This is a genomic window from Cryobacterium algoricola, from assembly GCF_004402485.1.
Lineage (GTDB): Bacteria > Actinomycetota > Actinomycetes > Actinomycetales > Microbacteriaceae > Cryobacterium > Cryobacterium algoricola.
In genome coordinates, this window is record NZ_SOFG01000004.1 from 324,114 (window position 1) to 340,649 (window position 16,536).

Consider the following 16,536-nt stretch of genomic DNA (forward strand, 5'->3'; position numbering starts at 1 on the left):
CGTCCGGGCCTTGCAATAGGCTTGACCGGGTATTGGCCCAGTGTGGGCACACACACATCGACATCTAAGGTGAGACTCTTGACTACGACAGATCAGCAACCATGGGGTCGCGTAGACGAATCCGGCACGGTTTTCGTGCGCGAAGCGTCGGGCGAACGCGCGGTTGGCCAGTATCCTGACGCGACGCCGGAGGAGGCCCTGGCCTACTTCGAGCGCAAGTACGTCGAACTCAACGGACAGGTCACCCTTCTCGAGCAGCGTGCCAAGGGCGGTGCCCCGGCTGCTGACATCGCCAAATCCGTCTCGCACCTCGCGAAGACGGTTGCGACCGCAAACGCCGTCGGCAACCTCGCCGCCCTCGTGGAGCGTCTCGGCGCCCTCGGTGGCGCCGTCAGCGAGCTCACGGAGCAGCAGGGTGCCGAATCGAAGGCCGCCGCTGTGGCAGCCGTCGCCGAACGCGCCGCGATCGTCGAGGAGGCAGAGACCCTCGCAGCAGAGGACCCCGCCAAGACGCAGTGGAAGCAGACGAGCGCCGCCCTCGACGCCCTGTTCGCCAAGTGGCAGGCGCACCAGCACGATGCGCCCCGCATCCCCAAGGGTGAGGCCAACGAGCTCTGGAAGCGTTTCCGCGCGGCACGCACCACCATCGAGCAGAATCGCAAGGCGTTCTTCGCCGAGCTCGACACGGCGCACAAGGACGTCCGCAACCGCAAGCAGCAGCTCATCGAGCAGGCTGAGGCGCTTGCGCCGAAGGGCGCGGACGGCATCCCCGCCTACCGCACGCTGCTCGACGAGTGGAAGCTCGCCGGACGCAGCGGCAAGAAGCAGGACGACGCCATGTGGGCGAAGTTCAAGGCCGCCGGCGACGTGCTCTACTCCGTCAAGTCGGAGATCGACGCCCAGGACGACGAGGAATTCGCCGGGAACCTCGTCGAGAAGCTCGCGCTCCTCACCGAAGCCGAAGCGCTCCTCACCGAGACCGACCGCACCAAGGCACGCAGCGCGCTCAGCTCCGTGCAGCGCCGCTGGGACGCGATCGGCAAGGTTCCCCGCGACTCCGTCAAGCTCGTCGAAGATCGCATGCGCAAGGTCGAAGCGGCCGTCCGCAAGCTCGACGACGACCACTGGGTTCGGAACAACCCGGAGACCAAGGCCCGCACGGAGGGCCTCGCCGGACAGCTGCACGACGCGATCGCCAAGCTCGAGGCCGAACTCGCCGCCGCAGAGGCAGGAACCGATGCCCGCGCGATCAAGGACGCCCGCGAGGCGCTCGAGGCCCGCAAGGCGTGGTTGAAGGCCATCGGCCAGTAGCAGGCACCCCCGCAGAGTCCGTCCACAGGCGACGGGGCTCCGGTTTCTGTCCACAGATCCGGGGCCCCGTCGCTTCTGTGTTCCCTCCCGGCGCATCCTGTCCGGGTGTCCGACCGGCTCCCCGACATCCTCTCCTCCGGCGACCTTCCCGTCGCCGAACTCTCGAGCCTGTGCCTCGACGGCGAGCTCTTCCGTGTCGGCGACTTCTGGAGCCCGGTGGACCTGGCAGAAGACCGGGACCAACGGGCACGGTCCCTTGCCCTCCTGGTACCGGTGAGGGCCATCGCGGAACGGCTGACCGCCGCATGGATCTACGGTCTCGCCCCCGAGCCGCAGCGCCACCAGTTCTGCGTGCCCAGGACGGCGCGCGCGTACTTCCCGCCGTCACCGCGGTTCGGAGTCCGGGAGGTCGTCTGCGACCCCGAGCACATCGTCCGCCTCGGTGCCGCCACCGTGAACAGGGCAGACGTCCGGGTGGCCGGCCTGCTCGTGACCCGGCCGCTGCGCACCGCACTCGACCTGGCCCGCTGGCCTCCCCCGGAGTTCCCTGAGCCGGCGCCCCTGATCGCGACCCTGCTCCGCCTCGCCGGTCACCCGGACGCCACGGCGGCGAGGCGCGCCTGCGCCGCCGACAGCCTGCCGTTCACCCACAGGGCGCTCGGGCACCTCGACGCCGCGGAAGCGGCCATGACGTCGCTCGGGGAGCCTAGCCGTCGTTGACGCGGTAGACGTCGTAGACCGCGTCGATGCGGCGCACGGCGTTGAGCACCCGGTCGAGGTGGGTGGTGTCACCCATCTCGAAGACGAAACGGCTGATCGCCAGCCGGTCGCTCGAGGTGTGCACGGTCGCGGAGAGGATGTTGACGTGATGCTCGGAGAGCACCCTGGTCACATCGGAGAGGAGTCCGGAGCGGTCGAGGGCCTCGATCTGGATCTGGACCAGGAACAGGCTCTTGGACGTCGGGGCCCAGTCGACCTCGATCATCCGTTCCGGTTCCTTGAGCAGCGACTGCACGTTGCGGCAGGACGCCTGGTGCACGGAGACACCGGCGCCGCGGGTGATGAAGCCGACGACCTTGTCCCCGGGAACCGGGGTACAGCAGCGGGCGAGCTTGACCAGGATGTCCGGGGCGCCACGGACCAGGATCCCGGAGTCGCTGTTGCGCAGCGTCTGGGTGCGTCCGTTCGGCGCGAACGGCAGATCGGTCGCATCGCTCTCCTCGACGCTCTGCAGCGTCGCGACGACCTTCTCGAGCACGGACTGCGTGCTGATGTGTCCCTCGCCGACGGCGGCGTAGAGCGCGGAAACGTCCTCGTACTTCATCACCGCTGCGACCTCGGCGAAGGAGTCCTGGTTCATCAGCTTCTGCAGGGGCAGGTTCTGCTTGCGCATCGCGCGGGCGATGGCGTCCCTGCCCTGTTCGATGGCTTCGTCGCGGCGTTCCTTGGTGAACCACTGCCGGATCTTGTTGCGGGCCCTGGGACTCTTGACGAAGTTGAGCCAGTCCTTGCTCGGCCCGGAGTCCGGGTTCTTCGAGGTGAAGACCTCGACGACGTCTCCCGTGACCAGGGGGCTCTCGAGCGGCACGAGTCGCCCGTTGACCTTGGCGCCCATGGTGCGGTGGCCGACCTCTGTGTGCACGGCGTATGCGAAGTCGACGGGAGTCGCTCCCGTCGGCAGGCCGATCACCCGGCCCTTCGGCGTGAAGACGTAGACCTCTTTCGCACCGATTTCATAACGCAGCGAGTCGAGGAACTCCCCGGGGTCGGCTGTCTCGGCCTGCCAGTCCGAGATGTGCGCGAGCCAGGCCATGTCGGTATCGCTCTGCGGGCCAGGCCCTGAGCTCTTGCCGGTGGTCTGCTCCTTGTACTTCCAGTGCGAGGCGACACCGAACTCGGCGCGCTGGTGCATCTCCTGGGTGCGGATCTGGATCTCGACGGCGCGGCCGCTCGGGCCGAGCACCGTCGTGTGCAGCGACTGGTAGAGGTTGAACTTCGGTGTGGCGATGTAGTCCTTGAACCGGCCGGGCAGCGGCGTCCAGCGGGCGTGGATCGCTCCGAGCACGGCGTAGCAGTCTCGCACCGAGTTCACCAGGACACGGATACCGACGAGGTCGTAGATCTCGTCGAACTCACGGCCCCGCACGACCATCTTCTGATAGATGGAGTAGTACTGCTTGGGCCGTCCGGCGACCTTGCCGCGGATGCGTGCTGCCTTGAGATCTTCGACGATCGCGTCGATGACGTGTTGCACGAATTCCTCGCGCTGCGGGGTGCGCTGCTTGACGAGGCTTTCGATCTCGGCGTAAAGCTTCGGGTACAGGACCGCGAAGGACAGGTCCTCGAGCTCCCACTTGATCGTCTGGATCCCGAGACGGTGCGCCAGCGGCGCGTAGATCTCCAGGGTCTCCGTCGCCTTGCGCACCGCGGACTCCGCGGGAACGAAACCCCAGGTGCGCGCGTTGTGCAGTCGGTCGGCGAGTTTGATGATCAGCACCCGGATGTCCTTGGACATCGCGACGATCATCTTGCGCACGGTCTCGGCCTGGGTGCTGTCGCCGTATTTGACCTTGTCGAGTTTCGTCACGCCGTCGACGAGCATGGCGATCTCGTCGCCGAAGTCCGCGCGCAACTGGTCGAGGGTGTACTCGGTGTCTTCGACGGTGTCGTGCAGGAGCGCGGCGGCGACGGTCTTCGGGCCGATGCCGAGATCGGCGAGAATCTGGGCGACGGCGACCGGATGCGTGATGTACGGTTCCCCGCTGCGGCGCACCTGGCCCTCGTGAGCGTGTTCCGCTGCGGTGTACGCGCGCTCGATGATCGACAGGTCGACCTTCGGGTGGTGCATCCGCACGGTCCTGAGCAGGGTGTCCACTGCGCCGACCGGCTGGGCGCGGGAGAAGATCCGCGGGACAAGACGCCGGAGGGAGGCGGCGGGCAGCGGCGCGTTCGGTGGCGGTGTCGTCGTTTCCGTCATCTCACACCTCGTTCGCGAGCGCCCGGCCATTCCCGGGCATCCAGCAATTATCGCGCCTTTTCCGACCACTCCGCGCCGCTCCCGCCGAAATGGGCAGGAGCGGCACGGTTAAGGGTGTTCCACCGGAGCTAGACGGTGACGCGAACGTCCGTCTTCGGCGCGGACGACGCCTTGGCGCGCAGGGCGAGCGCTTTCTTGTCGCGCTTGCGCACAGCGGGCTCCCTGGTGCGGAGCTGGGCGTAGAGCGGAGACGCGATGAAGATCGTCGAGTACGCGCCGGCCACGATTCCGATCAGGAGCGCGAGGGAAATGTCGCGCAGGGTACCCGCACCGAGCACGAACGCTCCGATGAAGAGGATCGAGCCGACCGGGAGGATCGCGACGACGGAGGTGTTGATCGAGCGCACCAGCGTCTGGTTCACCGCGAGGTTGACCGAGTCTGCGAAGGTCCTGCGCGATTCGGGACCATCTTCGCGGGTGTTCTCGCGGATCTTGTCGAACACCACGACGGTGTCGTAGAGCGAGTAGCCGAGAATCGTCAGGAACCCGATCACGGCGGCCGGAGTGATCTCGAACCCGGTGATGCCGTAGAACCCCGCCGTGATGATGAGGTCGTGCAGCAGGGCGACCATCGCGGCGAGCGACATCTTCCAGGTGCGGAAGTACAGGGCCATCCCGATCGCCGCGAGCACGAGGAAGATCCCGAGGCCGCGAAGTGCCTGCCCGGTGATGTCCGCGCCCCACGACGGGCCGATGAACGAAGCGGTGACCTGCTCGGTGGGCACCCCGTATGCGTCGGCGAGTGCTGTGCGCATCTGCCGGGTCGCGTCGCTCGACAGCTGGTCCGTCTGGATGCGGATGCCGGTGGTGCTGACGTTCGAGACCTTCGGAACCGCAGCGGGCTCGACGCTCGTCACGGCCTTGACCGCGAGCGACTGGTCCTGGTTCGCGACGTCGCTCACGACGAATTCGGAGCCGCCGGTGAATTCGATGCCGAAGACGAACCCGCCACGGAGCTGGGGCACGACAAGCGCGATCAGGATCGCGATACCGGCCAGGGAATACCAGAGCCTGCGACGCCCGATGATGTTGAAGGAGCGCTTGCCGGTGTGCAGGTCGTTGCCGAACTGGGAGAAGCTGGCCATTAGGAATCCTTCCCGTCGGTCGACCGATCCGTGGAGGATCCGACGAGTTCTGATGCCTTGCGCTCGGCGATGGTCTGGCGCTTGGCGGCCTCACGACTCGCGGAAGACAACTTCGCCGAAGCGACCTCGTCTGACGGACGGAACTTCGCCCTCCCCCGGTAGGTGGCTCCGAGAGCTCTCGGGTCCAGGCCGCTGAAGCGGTGGCCCTCGCTGAAGAACCGGGTCTGGGCGAGCAGCTGGAGTGTCGGGTGGGTGAAGAGCGCCACGACGACGACGTCGACGATCGTCGTGAGCCCGAGCGTCAGGGCGAAGCCCTTGACGTTGCCGACGGCGACGATGAAGAGCACGCCTGCGGCGAGGAAGTTGACCGCGTCGGAGGCGAGGACCGTGCGGATGGCGCGCTTCCAGCCCGCTTCCACGGCCGATTCCAGCCCACGGCCGTCGCGCAACTCGTCGCGCACTCGTTCGAAGTACACGATGAACGAGTCCGCCGTGATTCCGATGGCGACGATCAACCCCGCGACACCGGCGAGGGAGAGCCGGTAGCCCTCACGCCAGGACAGGATCGTGATCAGGAGGTAGGTGATCACTGCGGCGACGACGAGGGACGCCACCGTGACGAAGCCGAGCAACCGGTACTGCAGGAGCGAGTACAGCACGACCAGGATGAGTCCGATCAGGCCGGCGATGAGGCCGCTCACGAGCTGGGTCGAACCGAGGGTCGCCGAGATCGTGTCCTGGCTCTGCACGGTGAAGCTCAGCGGCAAGGCGCCGAACTTCAGCTGGTCCGCGAGCACCTTGGAGGATGCCTGGTCGAAGCTGCCGCTGATCTGGGCGTTGCCGTCCGTGATCACGGCGAGGGTGCGCGGCGCGGAGATGACCTTGCCGTCGAGCACGATCGCGAACTGGTTCTGCACGCCGGTGAGTCCGCTCAGCCGGGTGCTGACCGTTGCGAAGTCCTTGGTGCCCTGCTCGTCGAACTTGATGTTGACGACCCACTCGCCGGTGGTGGCACCGGACTGGGTGGTCTTCTGGCCGTTGGTGGCGTCGGAGACGTTCTCGCCGCTGACCTCCACCGGGCCGAGGATGTACTTGACCGAACCGTCCGTCTCACAGGTCACGAGCGGCTGGTCGGCCGGTGCGACGTTGGAGGTGTCGATGGTCGAGCAGTCGAAGGCGGCGTACTGCGCCTGGAGCGCCGGGGTCACCCAGCTGAGGTCGCTGCCGTTGGTGGGTACCGCCGTCGGCGTGCTCGGCAGGGTCGGGTCGACCGTCGCGGCCGGAGTCGGCGTCGCGGTGCCGTCGGCGCCGATCGCGGCCGTCGAGGGCGCTGCGGCGACCAGGACGGGGCGGAATTCGAGCTTCGCTGACGATTCGATCCGGTTGATCGTGGCGTCGTCCGGGATTCCCGGGATCGACACGACGATGTTCTGGCCGCTCGTGTTGATCTCCGCCTCGGAGACACCGGAGGAGTCGATGCGCTGCCGGATGATCGACACCGCCTGGTTCAGCTGCTCCTGGGAGACGGACTGACCGGACTCGAGCTTCGGCGCGAGGATGATCTGCGTGCCACCCTCGAGGTCGAGGGCCAGCTTGGGCGCCCAGGACCCTCCGGCGGTGAGGACACCGATGAGGTTGACTGCGACCAGGCCGATGACGATCACCCCCAGCCACGTCAGGGAACGCCAGGCCTTCTTGGCCGGAGTCGACTTTGCCACCTTGGAACTCAGCTTTCTATACGCGTGCACGCGCCACAAGGACGCGAGCCGGGCGAGGGTTGGTTACGCGTCGCCCTTGGTGGGGTCGCTCTTGGTCGAATCGGTTGACGGGGCATCGTCGGCGATGCGCTCGCCGAACTCGGGTTCGCCCATGACGATCGCGTTGTCTTCGTTGAGCCGTGCGGTGTGGGTGTCGTCGACGGACGACTCGAGCTCGGCGTCCGCATCGTCGGCGGTGACGGCCGGCTCGACGACCCGGGAGATCGCCTGGCGGTGCATCTGCACGACGGTTCCGGGAGCAATCTCGAGCTCGACCTTGTTTGCTTCCTCGTCGATCGACAGAATGGTTCCGTACATACCGAAGTTGGTCATGACGTTCGCGCCTGCGACCATCTGCGACTGCAGCGACGCCTGCTCCTTCTGGCGCTTGCGGCCGTTGCGGAACATAAAGAACACCAGCAGCGCCAATACGGCGAGCATGACAAGAGTCAACGGATCCATAGTGCGGCAAAGCCTTCCAGTTGCGGCGCGGTGGCCGAAGCGTGTGCGTACATGCGGCTCGGAGCGAACCACATCGAATTATAGGTCATCAATCGGAAGGGCGGGTTGGCGGCCGACGTCGTTCGGATCGGCGAGCCCGAAGTGCCGCCACGCGGCCGCGGTGGCCACCCTGCCACGCGGGGTGCGCGTGAGGAAGCCTATCCGCACCAGGAACGGCTCGACGACAGACTCGACGGTCTCCGACTCCTCCCCCACCGAAACGGCGAGGGTGTTCAGTCCGACCGGCCCACCCCCAAAACGGGTCAGGATGATGTTCATGACCTCACGGTCGAGCCTGTCGAGGCCGATCGGGTCGACATCGTAGAGTTCGAGGGCCGCATGGACGGCCGCCAGGTCGGCTGCTCCGCCGTGCACGAGGGCATAGTCGCGCACCCGGCGCAGCAGCCGGTTCGCGATGCGCGGCGTTCCCCGGCAGCGGCCGGCGATCTCCGCGATGGCCTCCCTGTCGATCTCGAGGTCGAGCATGGTCGCGGCCCGGGCAAGGACCTGCTCCAGTTCCTGGCTCGCATAGAACTCAAGGTGTGCCGTGAAGCCGAAGCGGTCGCGGAGCGGGTTCGGCAGCATCCCGGACCGAGTCGTCGCACCGACAAGGGTGAACGGGGCGAGGTCGAGCGGCACCGACGTCGCGCCGGCGCCCTTACCCACCATGATGTCGATTCGGAAGTCTTCCATCGCCAGGTAGAGCATCTCCTCCGCGGACCTGGCCATCCGGTGGATCTCGTCGATGAAGAGCACCTCGCCGGGCACGAGGGAGGACAGCACGGCTGCGAGGTCGCCGGCGTGCTGGATGGCGGGGCCGCTCGACATTCGCAGCGGGCGGTTGCCCTCGTAGGCGATGATCATCGCGAGCGTGGTCTTGCCGAGGCCGGGAGGGCCGGCGAGCAGGATGTGGTCCGGCGTGCGGTTCTGCATCGTCGCGGCAGTGAGCATGAGCTGCAACTGGCCGCGCACCTTCTGCTGGCCGACGAATTCCGCGAGGCTTCGGGGACGGAGCGCGCCCTCGAACGCGAGCTCCGCCTCGCCCTCGAGCAGCGGGCTGGTGAGTTCGACGCCCGGGTCCGGTGTCCCTGCGAACGGTTCGGCGGTCACTGTCGGTCCTCCGATGCCTGGTGCGCCGGTCCGAGCCGGGCGAGGACGAGCCTCAGCAGCGCGGCGACACCGATCAGGTCGGGGTCTGCGGCTTCTGCGAGGGTCTCCCTGACGGCTTCCTCCGCAACCCGTTCCGACCAGCCGAGGCCGATCAGGGCGGCCTGGACGTTGGCGGAGGGGCTCGCGGCGGCCGGCCGCCTGGTGCGGGGCGCGCCGTCGACGGCGGACACGACGACCTTGCCTGCGAGCGACAGGATGATGAGCTTCGCGGTCTTCGGCCCGATGCCGCTGACCTTGCGGAAAACGGCGTCGTCTTCACCGGCGACGGCCTGGGCGATCTGGTTCGGGGTGAGCACGGCGAGCACGCCGAGCGCGGACTTCGGGCCGACCCCGGTGACGCCGACGAGGAGCTCGAACACGGACAGTTCGTCGGCGGACGCGAAGCCGTAGAGGGTGAGCGAGTCCTCCCTGACCAGCAGGGTGGTGAGCAGGCGCGCCTCGGTTCCGTGCCTGAGGCCGAGGGCGGTGGCGGGCGTCACCTGCACGGCGAGCCCGACTCCCCCGACCTCGAGCACCGCGGTCGAGCCGGCGGCGGAGAGGACGAGTCCACGTACGGAAGAGATCATCGCTTAAGCCTACGGGGCACCGCCGACGCTGCCGCGCCGCGCTCCGCGGCGCGCCACGCAGCCTGTGCGGGCGTGAGTGCGCCGCCCGCGAGTCCGTCCGCCGTCGGCAGGGTTCCCCCGGACGCCCCGGTACGCCAGGCGTGGCAGATGGCCAGCGCGAGCGCGTCGGCGGCGTCAGCGGGCTTCGGAACTTCGCTGAGGCCGAGCACGCGGGCGACCATCGCGCCGACCTGGGCCTTGTCCGCCGAGCCGTAGCCGGTGATCGCCGCCTTGACCTCGCTCGGGGTGTGCAGGGTGACCGTGAGGCCGCGCTGGGCGGCGAGCAGGAGGGCGACCCCGCTGATCTGGGCGGTACCCATCACTGTGCGCACGTTGTGCTGGGCGAAGACGCGCTCGATGGCGACGAAGGCCGGCTTGTGCCGGTCCATCATCTCCTCGAGCCCGCGGCTCAGCAGGAGCAGGCGCTGCTCGAGCGGAAGCTCGGGTGAGCTGCGCAGGACCGTGACGTCGACGAGCGTCGCCGTGCGATTCGGCGCGACGTCGACGACACCGACGCCGCAACGGGTGAGCCCGGGGTCGATTCCGAGCACCCGCACGGCCACCGGTGTCTACTCGTTCTCGGCTTCGAGCTCGGCGGAGACGGCGGCAGACACGGCGTAGTTGCTGTAGATGTTCTGCACGTCGTCGAGTTCCTCGAGGGCGTCGATGAGCTTGAAGACCTTGCGGGCGGTCTCGGCGTCCACGTCGATCGTGAGCTGCGGGACGAAGGCGATGTCGGCCGAGTTGTAGTCGATTCCGGCGGCCTGCAGGGCCGTACGGGTTGCCACGAGGTCCTGGACCTCGCTGAAGACCTCGAAGGTCTCCCCTTCGTCGACGACCTCTTCGGCTCCGGCGTCGAGGACCGCTCCGAGGACGTCGTCTTCGGTGACGCCGTTCGCCTTGGACACCACCACGATGCCCTTGCGGTGGAAGTTGTATGCGACACTGCCGGGGTCTGCCATGTTGCCGCCGTTGCGGCTGACCGTCGTACGGACTTCCGCCGCTGCCCGATTCTTGTTGTCGGTGAGGCACTCGATCATGATGGCGACGCCGTTGGCGGCGTAGCCCTCGTACATGATCGTGGTGTAGTCGACGACGACGCCGGCGAGGCCGGCCCCGCGCTTGACGGCGCGGTCGATGTTCTCGTTGGGGACCGAGGTCTTCTTGGCCTTCTGGATCGCGTCGACGAGAGTCGGGTTACCCGACAGGTCGGCGCCGCCCATACGTGCGGCGACCTCGATGTTCTTGATCAGCTTGGCGAAGGCCTTGGCCCTCCGTGAGTCGGTGACCGCCTTCTGGTGCTTGGTAGTCGCCCACTTGGAATGTCCGGACATGAATCTCCCGTTGTCGTGCTTGGCTGTCTGATTGTGGTGCCGGCCGTCTGCCGCCAGTGGCAGAACAGCGAATTCGTCGCACCAATGCGGTGTTCGCCAGTCTAACCCGAGGTGCCCGATCCGCCCTGCCGGAGCCTTCCGGCAAGCGCGGCGGACCCCTGATGCTCCAGGGCGGGTCAGAGCGTGATGATCTTCTGCAGGGTGTTCAGGTTGCGGGTTGTGGTCGTCGCGCGGTATTTCACCTTCGCGCTCTTCTTGCTGAAGGCGCTCTTGATGCCGACGGCCTTCCGGACCTCCCAGTAGAGGACACCGTGGCCGAGTTCGATCCGTTCATCCGCCTGGTCGAGTTCCCTGGCGTGGCCCGCGAGCTCTGCAAGGTGGGTCGGGTCCGAACCGAACATGACGTAGGCGTGCCAGCCTTCTCGCTCCGGGAACGGGTAGGAACGCACCTCGCGGGTGAGTTCGGCCTCGTCGATGAGCACGATCCAGGCTTCGTAGTCGAAGCGCTCCGACAGGGCCGCCTCGATCCGGCTCTTGATCGCGCCTGGCGAGGCCTGGGCCGCATCGTCGACGCTGAAGACGACGTTGCCGCTCGCGACCACAGTCCTGACGTCGGTGTAGCCGAGGCCCTGGAAGGTCTCGACGAGATCATTCATGGCGATGGTTATGCCGTTGACATTGATTCCCCTGAGCAGGGCTACGTATCGCATCATCGTTGACTCATGCCCAAACCCTAGTCCCGGACCCGCCAGGCGGGAAACCCCGCCGGTCCTCAGCCGAGGAAGCGGGCCGCAGCGACCGTGCTGAGGAAATACTCGTGGAAGCGGTGCTCCCCCGTGATCTCCGGGTGGAACGAGGTACCGAGCAGGCGCCCCTGCTCCACAGCGACGCACCGGCCATCGGCGAGCCGGGCGAGAGCCGTCGCCTGCGGGCCGACCGTGTCGACCACCGGGGCGCGGATGAACACGGCGTGCACCGGTGCTTCGCCCAGCACCGGCACGTCCAGATCGGTCTCGAAGGACTGCGTCTGCGAGCCGAAGGCATTGCGCCGGACGCTGATGTCGAGGCCGCCGATGCTCTCCTGGCCGCGGATGCCGTCGACGACGGTGTCCGCAAGCATGATCAGTCCCGCGCAGGTGCCGTAGACCGGGAGACCGGCCCTGACGGCGGCCCGCAAGGGATCGGCAAGGCCGAAGGCCCGCGCGAGCTTGTCCATCACGCTGGACTCGCCGCCCGGAATCACGAGCCCGTCGACGCGGGCGAGTTCCTCAGGGCGGCGCACCAGGACGACGTCCGCTCCGAGGGTGCGCAATACCTGCGCATGCTCGCGAAAGTCGCCCTGGAGGGCGAGTACTCCTACCGTCACCTGTTCGAGCTACCAGCCGCGCTCGGAGAGGCGGTGCGGTGCGGGGAGGTCGGACACGTTGATGCCGACCATGGCCTCGCCGAGGCCGCGCGATACGGATGCGATGACGCTGGGGTCGTCGTAGAACGTGACGGCCTTGACGATCGCGTTCGCGCGGGCCTGCGGGTTGCCCGACTTGAAGATACCGGAGCCGACGAAGACGCCGTCCGCACCGAGCTGCATCATCAGGGCGGCATCGGCCGGGGTGGCCACGCCACCGGCGACGAACAAGACAACGGGGAGCTTGCCGGTCGCGGCGATCTCCACGACGAGCTCGTACGGGGCCTGCAGGTCCTTGGCCGCGACGTAGAGCTCGTCCTTGCTGAGCGAGGACAGGCGGCCGATCTCACCCTTGATCGTCCGGATGTGCTTCATGGCCTCCGAGACGTCGCCGGTGCCGGCTTCGCCCTTCGACCGGATCATGGCCGCGCCCTCGTTGATGCGACGGAGCGCCTCACCGAGGTTGGTCGCGCCGCAGACGAACGGCACGTCGAACTTCCACTTGTCTATGTGGTTGACGTAGTCGGCGGGGCTGAGCACTTCGGATTCGTCGATGTAATCGACGCCGAGAGCCTGCAGGACCTGAGCCTCGACGAAGTGGCCGATGCGGGCCTTCGCCATCACCGGGATGGACACCTCGGCGATGATGCTGTCGATCAGGTCGGGGTCGCTCATCCGTGCGACGCCACCCTGGGAGCGGATGTCCGCGGGAACGCGCTCGAGCGCCATGACGGCGACGGCACCGGCATCTTCCGCGATGCGGGCCTGTGCTGCGGTGACGACGTCCATGATGACGCCGCCCTTCATCATGTCGGCGAGACCGCGCTTGACACGGCTCGAACCAAACTGCTCGATGGATGTTGTTTCAGTCATAACGTGAATTCTATTCCTTGCGTCTGGTGGGAACTCCGCGAGCAGCGGCTGCGAGAGCGGGTGGTACGAGGGGAAGGGTGAACGGGGTCGGGCTAGGCGTCGTCGCGCGGCCAGCCGTCCGCGACCATCCGGCGGACATCGCCGAGCAGCTGCGGAATGGCCTTGGTCTTCGCGATGATCGGGAAGAAGTTCGAGTCGGTCGCCCAGCGTGGGACGATGTGCTGGTGCAGGTGTTCTGCGATACCTGCTCCGGCGACCCGGCCCTGATTCATCCCGATGTTGAAGCCGTCACAGTTGGACGTCTCCGCGAGCACGCGCATCGCCACCTGGGTCAGGCTACCGATCTCGGCGACTTCCTCCGGCGTTGCTTCGTCATAGGTCGCAATGTGACGGTACGGGCAGACGAGCAGGTGACCGCTGTTGTACGGGAACAGATTGAGCAGCACGTATGCGTGCGTGCCTCGGGCGACGATGAGAGCCTTTTCGTCGGTCATTGCCGGGGCGAGGCAGAACGGGCAGGCGTCGGCGTGCGGCTGGGTGCCGTCCTGGATGTAGACCATCCGGTGCGGCGTCCACAGCCGCTGGAAGGCGTCCGGTACGGCGGCGAAGTCGCCGGACAATTCGATCGTCTCGTCTCCGGCAGTCACGTCACACCTGCGCCTTGGTCGCGATCGCGTCGACGATGCGCAGGATCGCGTCCGCGACGGGGATGCCGTTCTCCTGGGTGCCGTCGCGGAAACGGAAGCTCACAGAGCCCGCCGCCCGGTCGTCTTCCCCCGCGATCAGCTGGAAGGGCACCTTCGCCTTGGTGTGGGTGCGGATCTTCTTCGGCATCCGGTCGCTCGAGGTGTCGAGTTCCGCGCGCACTCCGAGTGCCTTCAGCTGGCGGATGACGTCGCCGAGGTAGTCCTCGTATGCTTCCGCAACGGGGATGCCGACGACCTGTACCGGGGACAGCCAGACCGGGAAGGCGCCGGCGTAGTGCTCGAGGAGGATCGCGAAGAAGCGCTCGATGGAGCCGAGCAGGGCGCGGTGGATCATCACGGGCTGCTGCCTGGTTCCATCGGCCGCGGTGTATTCGAGCCCGAAGCGTTCCGGCTGGTTGAAGTCGAGCTGGACGGTGGACAGCTGCCACGTCCTGCCGATCGCGTCCCTCGCCTGCACGGAGATCTTCGGACCGTAGAACGCCGCTCCACCCGGATCGCTGACGAGTTCGAGCCCGGATTCGACGGCGACCTGCCGGAGGGTCTCCGTCGCTTCCTCCCACTGCTCGTCGGTGCCGACGAACTTCACCGGGTCTTTCGTGGAGAGTTCGAGGTAGAAGTCGGTGAGCCCGTAGCCGCGCAGCGTTTCGAAGACGAACTCGAGCTGGCTGGCGACCTCGGTCTTCACCTGTGCTTCGGTGACATAGATGTGGGCGTCGTCCTGGGTGAGCCCGCGCACCCGGGTGAGGCCGGACAGCGTCCCGCTCTTCTCGTAGCGGTAGACCGTGCCGAATTCGGCGAGGCGCAGCGGCAGTTCGCGGTAGCTGCGGCCCCGTGCCTTGAAGATGAGGTTGTGCATCGGGCAGTTCATCGGCTTCAGGTAATAGTCCTGACCCTGCCGGGTGACGTTCCCCTCAGCGTCGACCTCTTCGTCGAGGTGCATCGGCGGGAACATGCCGTCCTTGTACCACTGCAGGTGCCCACTGGTCTCGAACAGGTGCGCCTTGGTGATGTGCGGCGTGTTGACGAGGTCGTAGCCGTTCGCGAGCAGCTGCTCACGCATATAGTTCTCGATCTCCGCCCGGACGATCCCGCCCTTGGGGTGGAACACCGGGAGCCCGGAACCGATTTCCTCGGGGAACGAGAACAGGTCGAGTTCCTGGCCGAGCTTGCGGTGATCGCGCTTGGCTGCCTCCTCCTGGCGGGCCTGGAAGGCGCGCAGCTCGTCCTTGGTCGGCCAGGCCGTTCCGTAGATGCGCTGCAGCTGCGGGTTCTTCTCCGAACCGCGCCAGTAGGCAGCGGCAAGCCGGGTCAGGGAGTACCCGTTGCCGATCATGCGGGTGTTCGGCAGGTGCGGGCCGCGGCAGAGGTCTTTCCAGACGGTCTCGCCCGATTTCGGGTCGACGTTGTCGTAGATGGTGAGTTCGGCACCGCCGACCTCGACGGATTCGTTGTCCGCCGTGGCCGCGACCGCGCCGCCCTTGAGCCCGATCAGTTCGAGCTTGTACGGTTCTGCGGCGAATTCGGCCCGTGCGTCGTCGTCGGTCACGACGCGCCGCACGAATCGCTGGCCCTGGCGGATGATGCGGTCCATCGCCTTCTCGAGGGCCTTGATGTCCTCGGGGGTGAAGGGCACCTCGACGTCGAAGTCGTAGTAGAAGCCGTCCGTCACGGGCGGCCCGATCCCGAGGCGCGCCGCCGGGTTGACGTTCTGCACGGCCTGGGCGAGCACGTGCGCCGCCGAGTGGCGAAGGATGTTGAGACCGTCCGGGGACGAGATCGTCACGGGCTCCACGACATCCGTCGGAGTCAGCGTCGCGGCGAGATCCTTGAGTTCACCGTTGACGCGCATTGCGACAACAGACCGGTCGGTGAATAGCTCAAAGCCGTCAGCCACGTGTAGTACTCCTCAGTATTGTGCGAACCCCTCCAACTTTAGCGGCGCGGTCGCGACCGGGATTCCCCGTTCGGACACCGGTGGATGCCCGGCTCAGGCCACGAGGACGGTGTCACGCGCGAGCGACGGCACGGGTGGGCCCTGCGGCAACCGGCGGAACAGATGTCCCAGGACGTCCGGTGAGCAGGCGATCGCCTTGACGAGGCCGGGTCGATCCGAGAAGGAGGGCGGGTCGGAGGCGAGGGTGACGGCCAGCAGTCCGGCTCCGTCGTCGAGGAGCGACGCCAGTCCGGCGGCGATCCGCGGGCTCACGTGACCGACCGGGCGCCCGGTCGCCGCGTGCACCGCGATCGGACGCGGGCCGGGACCGCCCGCCTGCTCGCGGACAAGCCGGACAACCGATCCCGGCTGGAGGAGCCCCTCGCGTGCGACGATCGTGCGCTTGTCGACATTGCGCAGCCAGAAGCTCCAGATTCCGAGGCCGCGCAGGTGGCGGTTGCCGAGCGCGACGACCCGGCCGGTGCTCGGCTCCGTCAGCCACAGTTCCCCGGCGCCGGCGGCGGCGGCGAGGTACAGGGTGGGCAATCCCGCGGCGTCCGCGACGAGCAGGCGGTCCCAGTCCTGCGCAGGCAGGTACCGGCTTGCCGGCACCCCGCGGCGGGGAACGGAATGGGCGAGTGGACGGGCAGTGAGGTCCGCGGTGACTGCAGCGGAGACATCCGTCGCTCGTCTGCCGAACCGGATGCCCGGCGTCACCGTGTGCGAATTCATGGCGAACCTCCCCCTCGAGAGTGCTGCACCCTGCCCCGCACCGGTATCCCCATTCCGGTGGACGCTCGAACCGGTGTCCGCTTAAA

At 67.3% G+C, this 16,536-nt stretch carries 16 protein-coding genes; 2 read left to right on the forward strand and 14 right to left on the reverse strand.

Going from position 1 to position 16,536, the window contains the following annotated elements; all coding sequences use genetic code 11:
* Positions 1–78: 78 nt before the first annotated feature.
* Together E3O44_RS01945 and E3O44_RS01950 are read left to right on the forward strand one after the other, a co-directional pair.
* Complete coding sequence (locus tag E3O44_RS01945; RefSeq protein ID WP_134531998.1) at positions 79–1,311, forward strand: DUF349 domain-containing protein; 1,233 nt, start codon at positions 79–81, stop codon at positions 1,309–1,311.
* 105 nt (positions 1,312–1,416) lie between these two features.
* The gene (locus E3O44_RS01950) at positions 1,417–2,031 is read left to right on the forward strand and encodes a type IV toxin-antitoxin system AbiEi family antitoxin (protein ID WP_166792512.1); all 615 of its coding nucleotides are present in this window, start codon (positions 1,417–1,419) and stop codon (positions 2,029–2,031) included.
* Here the strand turns inward: E3O44_RS01950 and E3O44_RS01955 are convergent.
* The 14 genes from E3O44_RS01955 to E3O44_RS02020 form a co-directional block, all read right to left on the reverse strand.
* Positions 2,018–4,288 (reverse strand): RelA/SpoT family protein, encoded by a 2,271-nt coding sequence (locus tag E3O44_RS01955; protein WP_134532002.1) that lies wholly within the window; start codon positions 4,286–4,288, stop codon positions 2,018–2,020. The genes E3O44_RS01950 and E3O44_RS01955 overlap by 14 nt on opposite strands.
* Before the next feature lie 128 nt (positions 4,289–4,416).
* On the reverse strand, positions 4,417–5,433 hold the full coding sequence (secF, locus tag E3O44_RS01960; protein ID WP_134532003.1) for a protein translocase subunit SecF: 1,017 nt from the start codon (positions 5,431–5,433) through the stop codon (positions 4,417–4,419).
* Positions 5,433–7,151: a protein translocase subunit SecD gene (secD, locus tag E3O44_RS01965; protein ID WP_134532005.1), complete on the reverse strand. Its 1,719-nt coding sequence runs from the start codon at positions 7,149–7,151 to the stop codon at positions 5,433–5,435. The genes secF and secD overlap by 1 nt, the downstream gene beginning before the upstream one ends.
* A gap of 63 nt (positions 7,152–7,214) precedes the next feature.
* The gene (gene yajC / locus E3O44_RS01970) at positions 7,215–7,631 is read right to left on the reverse strand and encodes a preprotein translocase subunit YajC (RefSeq protein ID WP_241975950.1); all 417 of its coding nucleotides are present in this window, start codon (positions 7,629–7,631) and stop codon (positions 7,215–7,217) included.
* 99 nt (positions 7,632–7,730) lie between these two features.
* Positions 7,731–8,744 carry a Holliday junction branch migration DNA helicase RuvB gene (gene ruvB, locus E3O44_RS01975; RefSeq protein WP_174775030.1) on the reverse strand — a complete coding sequence of 338 codons (1,014 nt, stop codon included), beginning with the start codon at positions 8,742–8,744 and terminating at the stop codon, positions 7,731–7,733.
* Positions 8,745–8,797: 53 nt separating this feature from the next.
* The gene (gene ruvA, locus E3O44_RS01980) at positions 8,798–9,427 is read right to left on the reverse strand and encodes a Holliday junction branch migration protein RuvA (RefSeq protein ID WP_134532011.1); all 630 of its coding nucleotides are present in this window, start codon (positions 9,425–9,427) and stop codon (positions 8,798–8,800) included.
* Positions 9,424–10,023 (reverse strand): crossover junction endodeoxyribonuclease RuvC, encoded by a 600-nt coding sequence (ruvC, locus tag E3O44_RS01985; RefSeq protein ID WP_174775017.1) that lies wholly within the window; start codon positions 10,021–10,023, stop codon positions 9,424–9,426. The genes ruvA and ruvC overlap by 4 nt, the downstream gene beginning before the upstream one ends.
* Before the next feature lie 12 nt (positions 10,024–10,035).
* On the reverse strand, positions 10,036–10,800 hold the full coding sequence (locus tag E3O44_RS01990) for a YebC/PmpR family DNA-binding transcriptional regulator (protein ID WP_134449445.1): 765 nt from the start codon (positions 10,798–10,800) through the stop codon (positions 10,036–10,038).
* A gap of 176 nt (positions 10,801–10,976) precedes the next feature.
* Positions 10,977–11,513, reverse strand: coding sequence for a DUF1697 domain-containing protein (locus E3O44_RS01995; RefSeq protein WP_134532015.1), 537 nt, complete (start codon positions 11,511–11,513; stop codon positions 10,977–10,979).
* Between the two features lie 59 nt (positions 11,514–11,572).
* Complete coding sequence (gene pdxT, locus E3O44_RS02000; protein WP_134532017.1) at positions 11,573–12,166, reverse strand: pyridoxal 5'-phosphate synthase glutaminase subunit PdxT; 594 nt, start codon at positions 12,164–12,166, stop codon at positions 11,573–11,575.
* A 9-nt stretch (positions 12,167–12,175) separates the two neighbouring features.
* Entirely contained in the window at positions 12,176–13,078 is a 903-nt protein-coding gene (gene pdxS, locus E3O44_RS02005) for a pyridoxal 5'-phosphate synthase lyase subunit PdxS (RefSeq protein WP_134532019.1), read from the reverse strand.
* A gap of 92 nt (positions 13,079–13,170) precedes the next feature.
* Positions 13,171–13,725 (reverse strand): HIT family protein, encoded by a 555-nt coding sequence (locus E3O44_RS02010; protein ID WP_134532021.1) that lies wholly within the window; start codon positions 13,723–13,725, stop codon positions 13,171–13,173.
* Between the two features lies 1 nt (position 13,726).
* Positions 13,727–15,679, reverse strand: coding sequence for a threonine--tRNA ligase (gene thrS, locus E3O44_RS02015; protein ID WP_134532023.1), 1,953 nt, complete (start codon positions 15,677–15,679; stop codon positions 13,727–13,729).
* A gap of 93 nt (positions 15,680–15,772) precedes the next feature.
* Positions 15,773–16,450, reverse strand: coding sequence for a hypothetical protein (locus E3O44_RS02020; RefSeq protein WP_134532025.1), 678 nt, complete (start codon positions 16,448–16,450; stop codon positions 15,773–15,775).
* Positions 16,451–16,536: the final 86 nt, after the last annotated feature.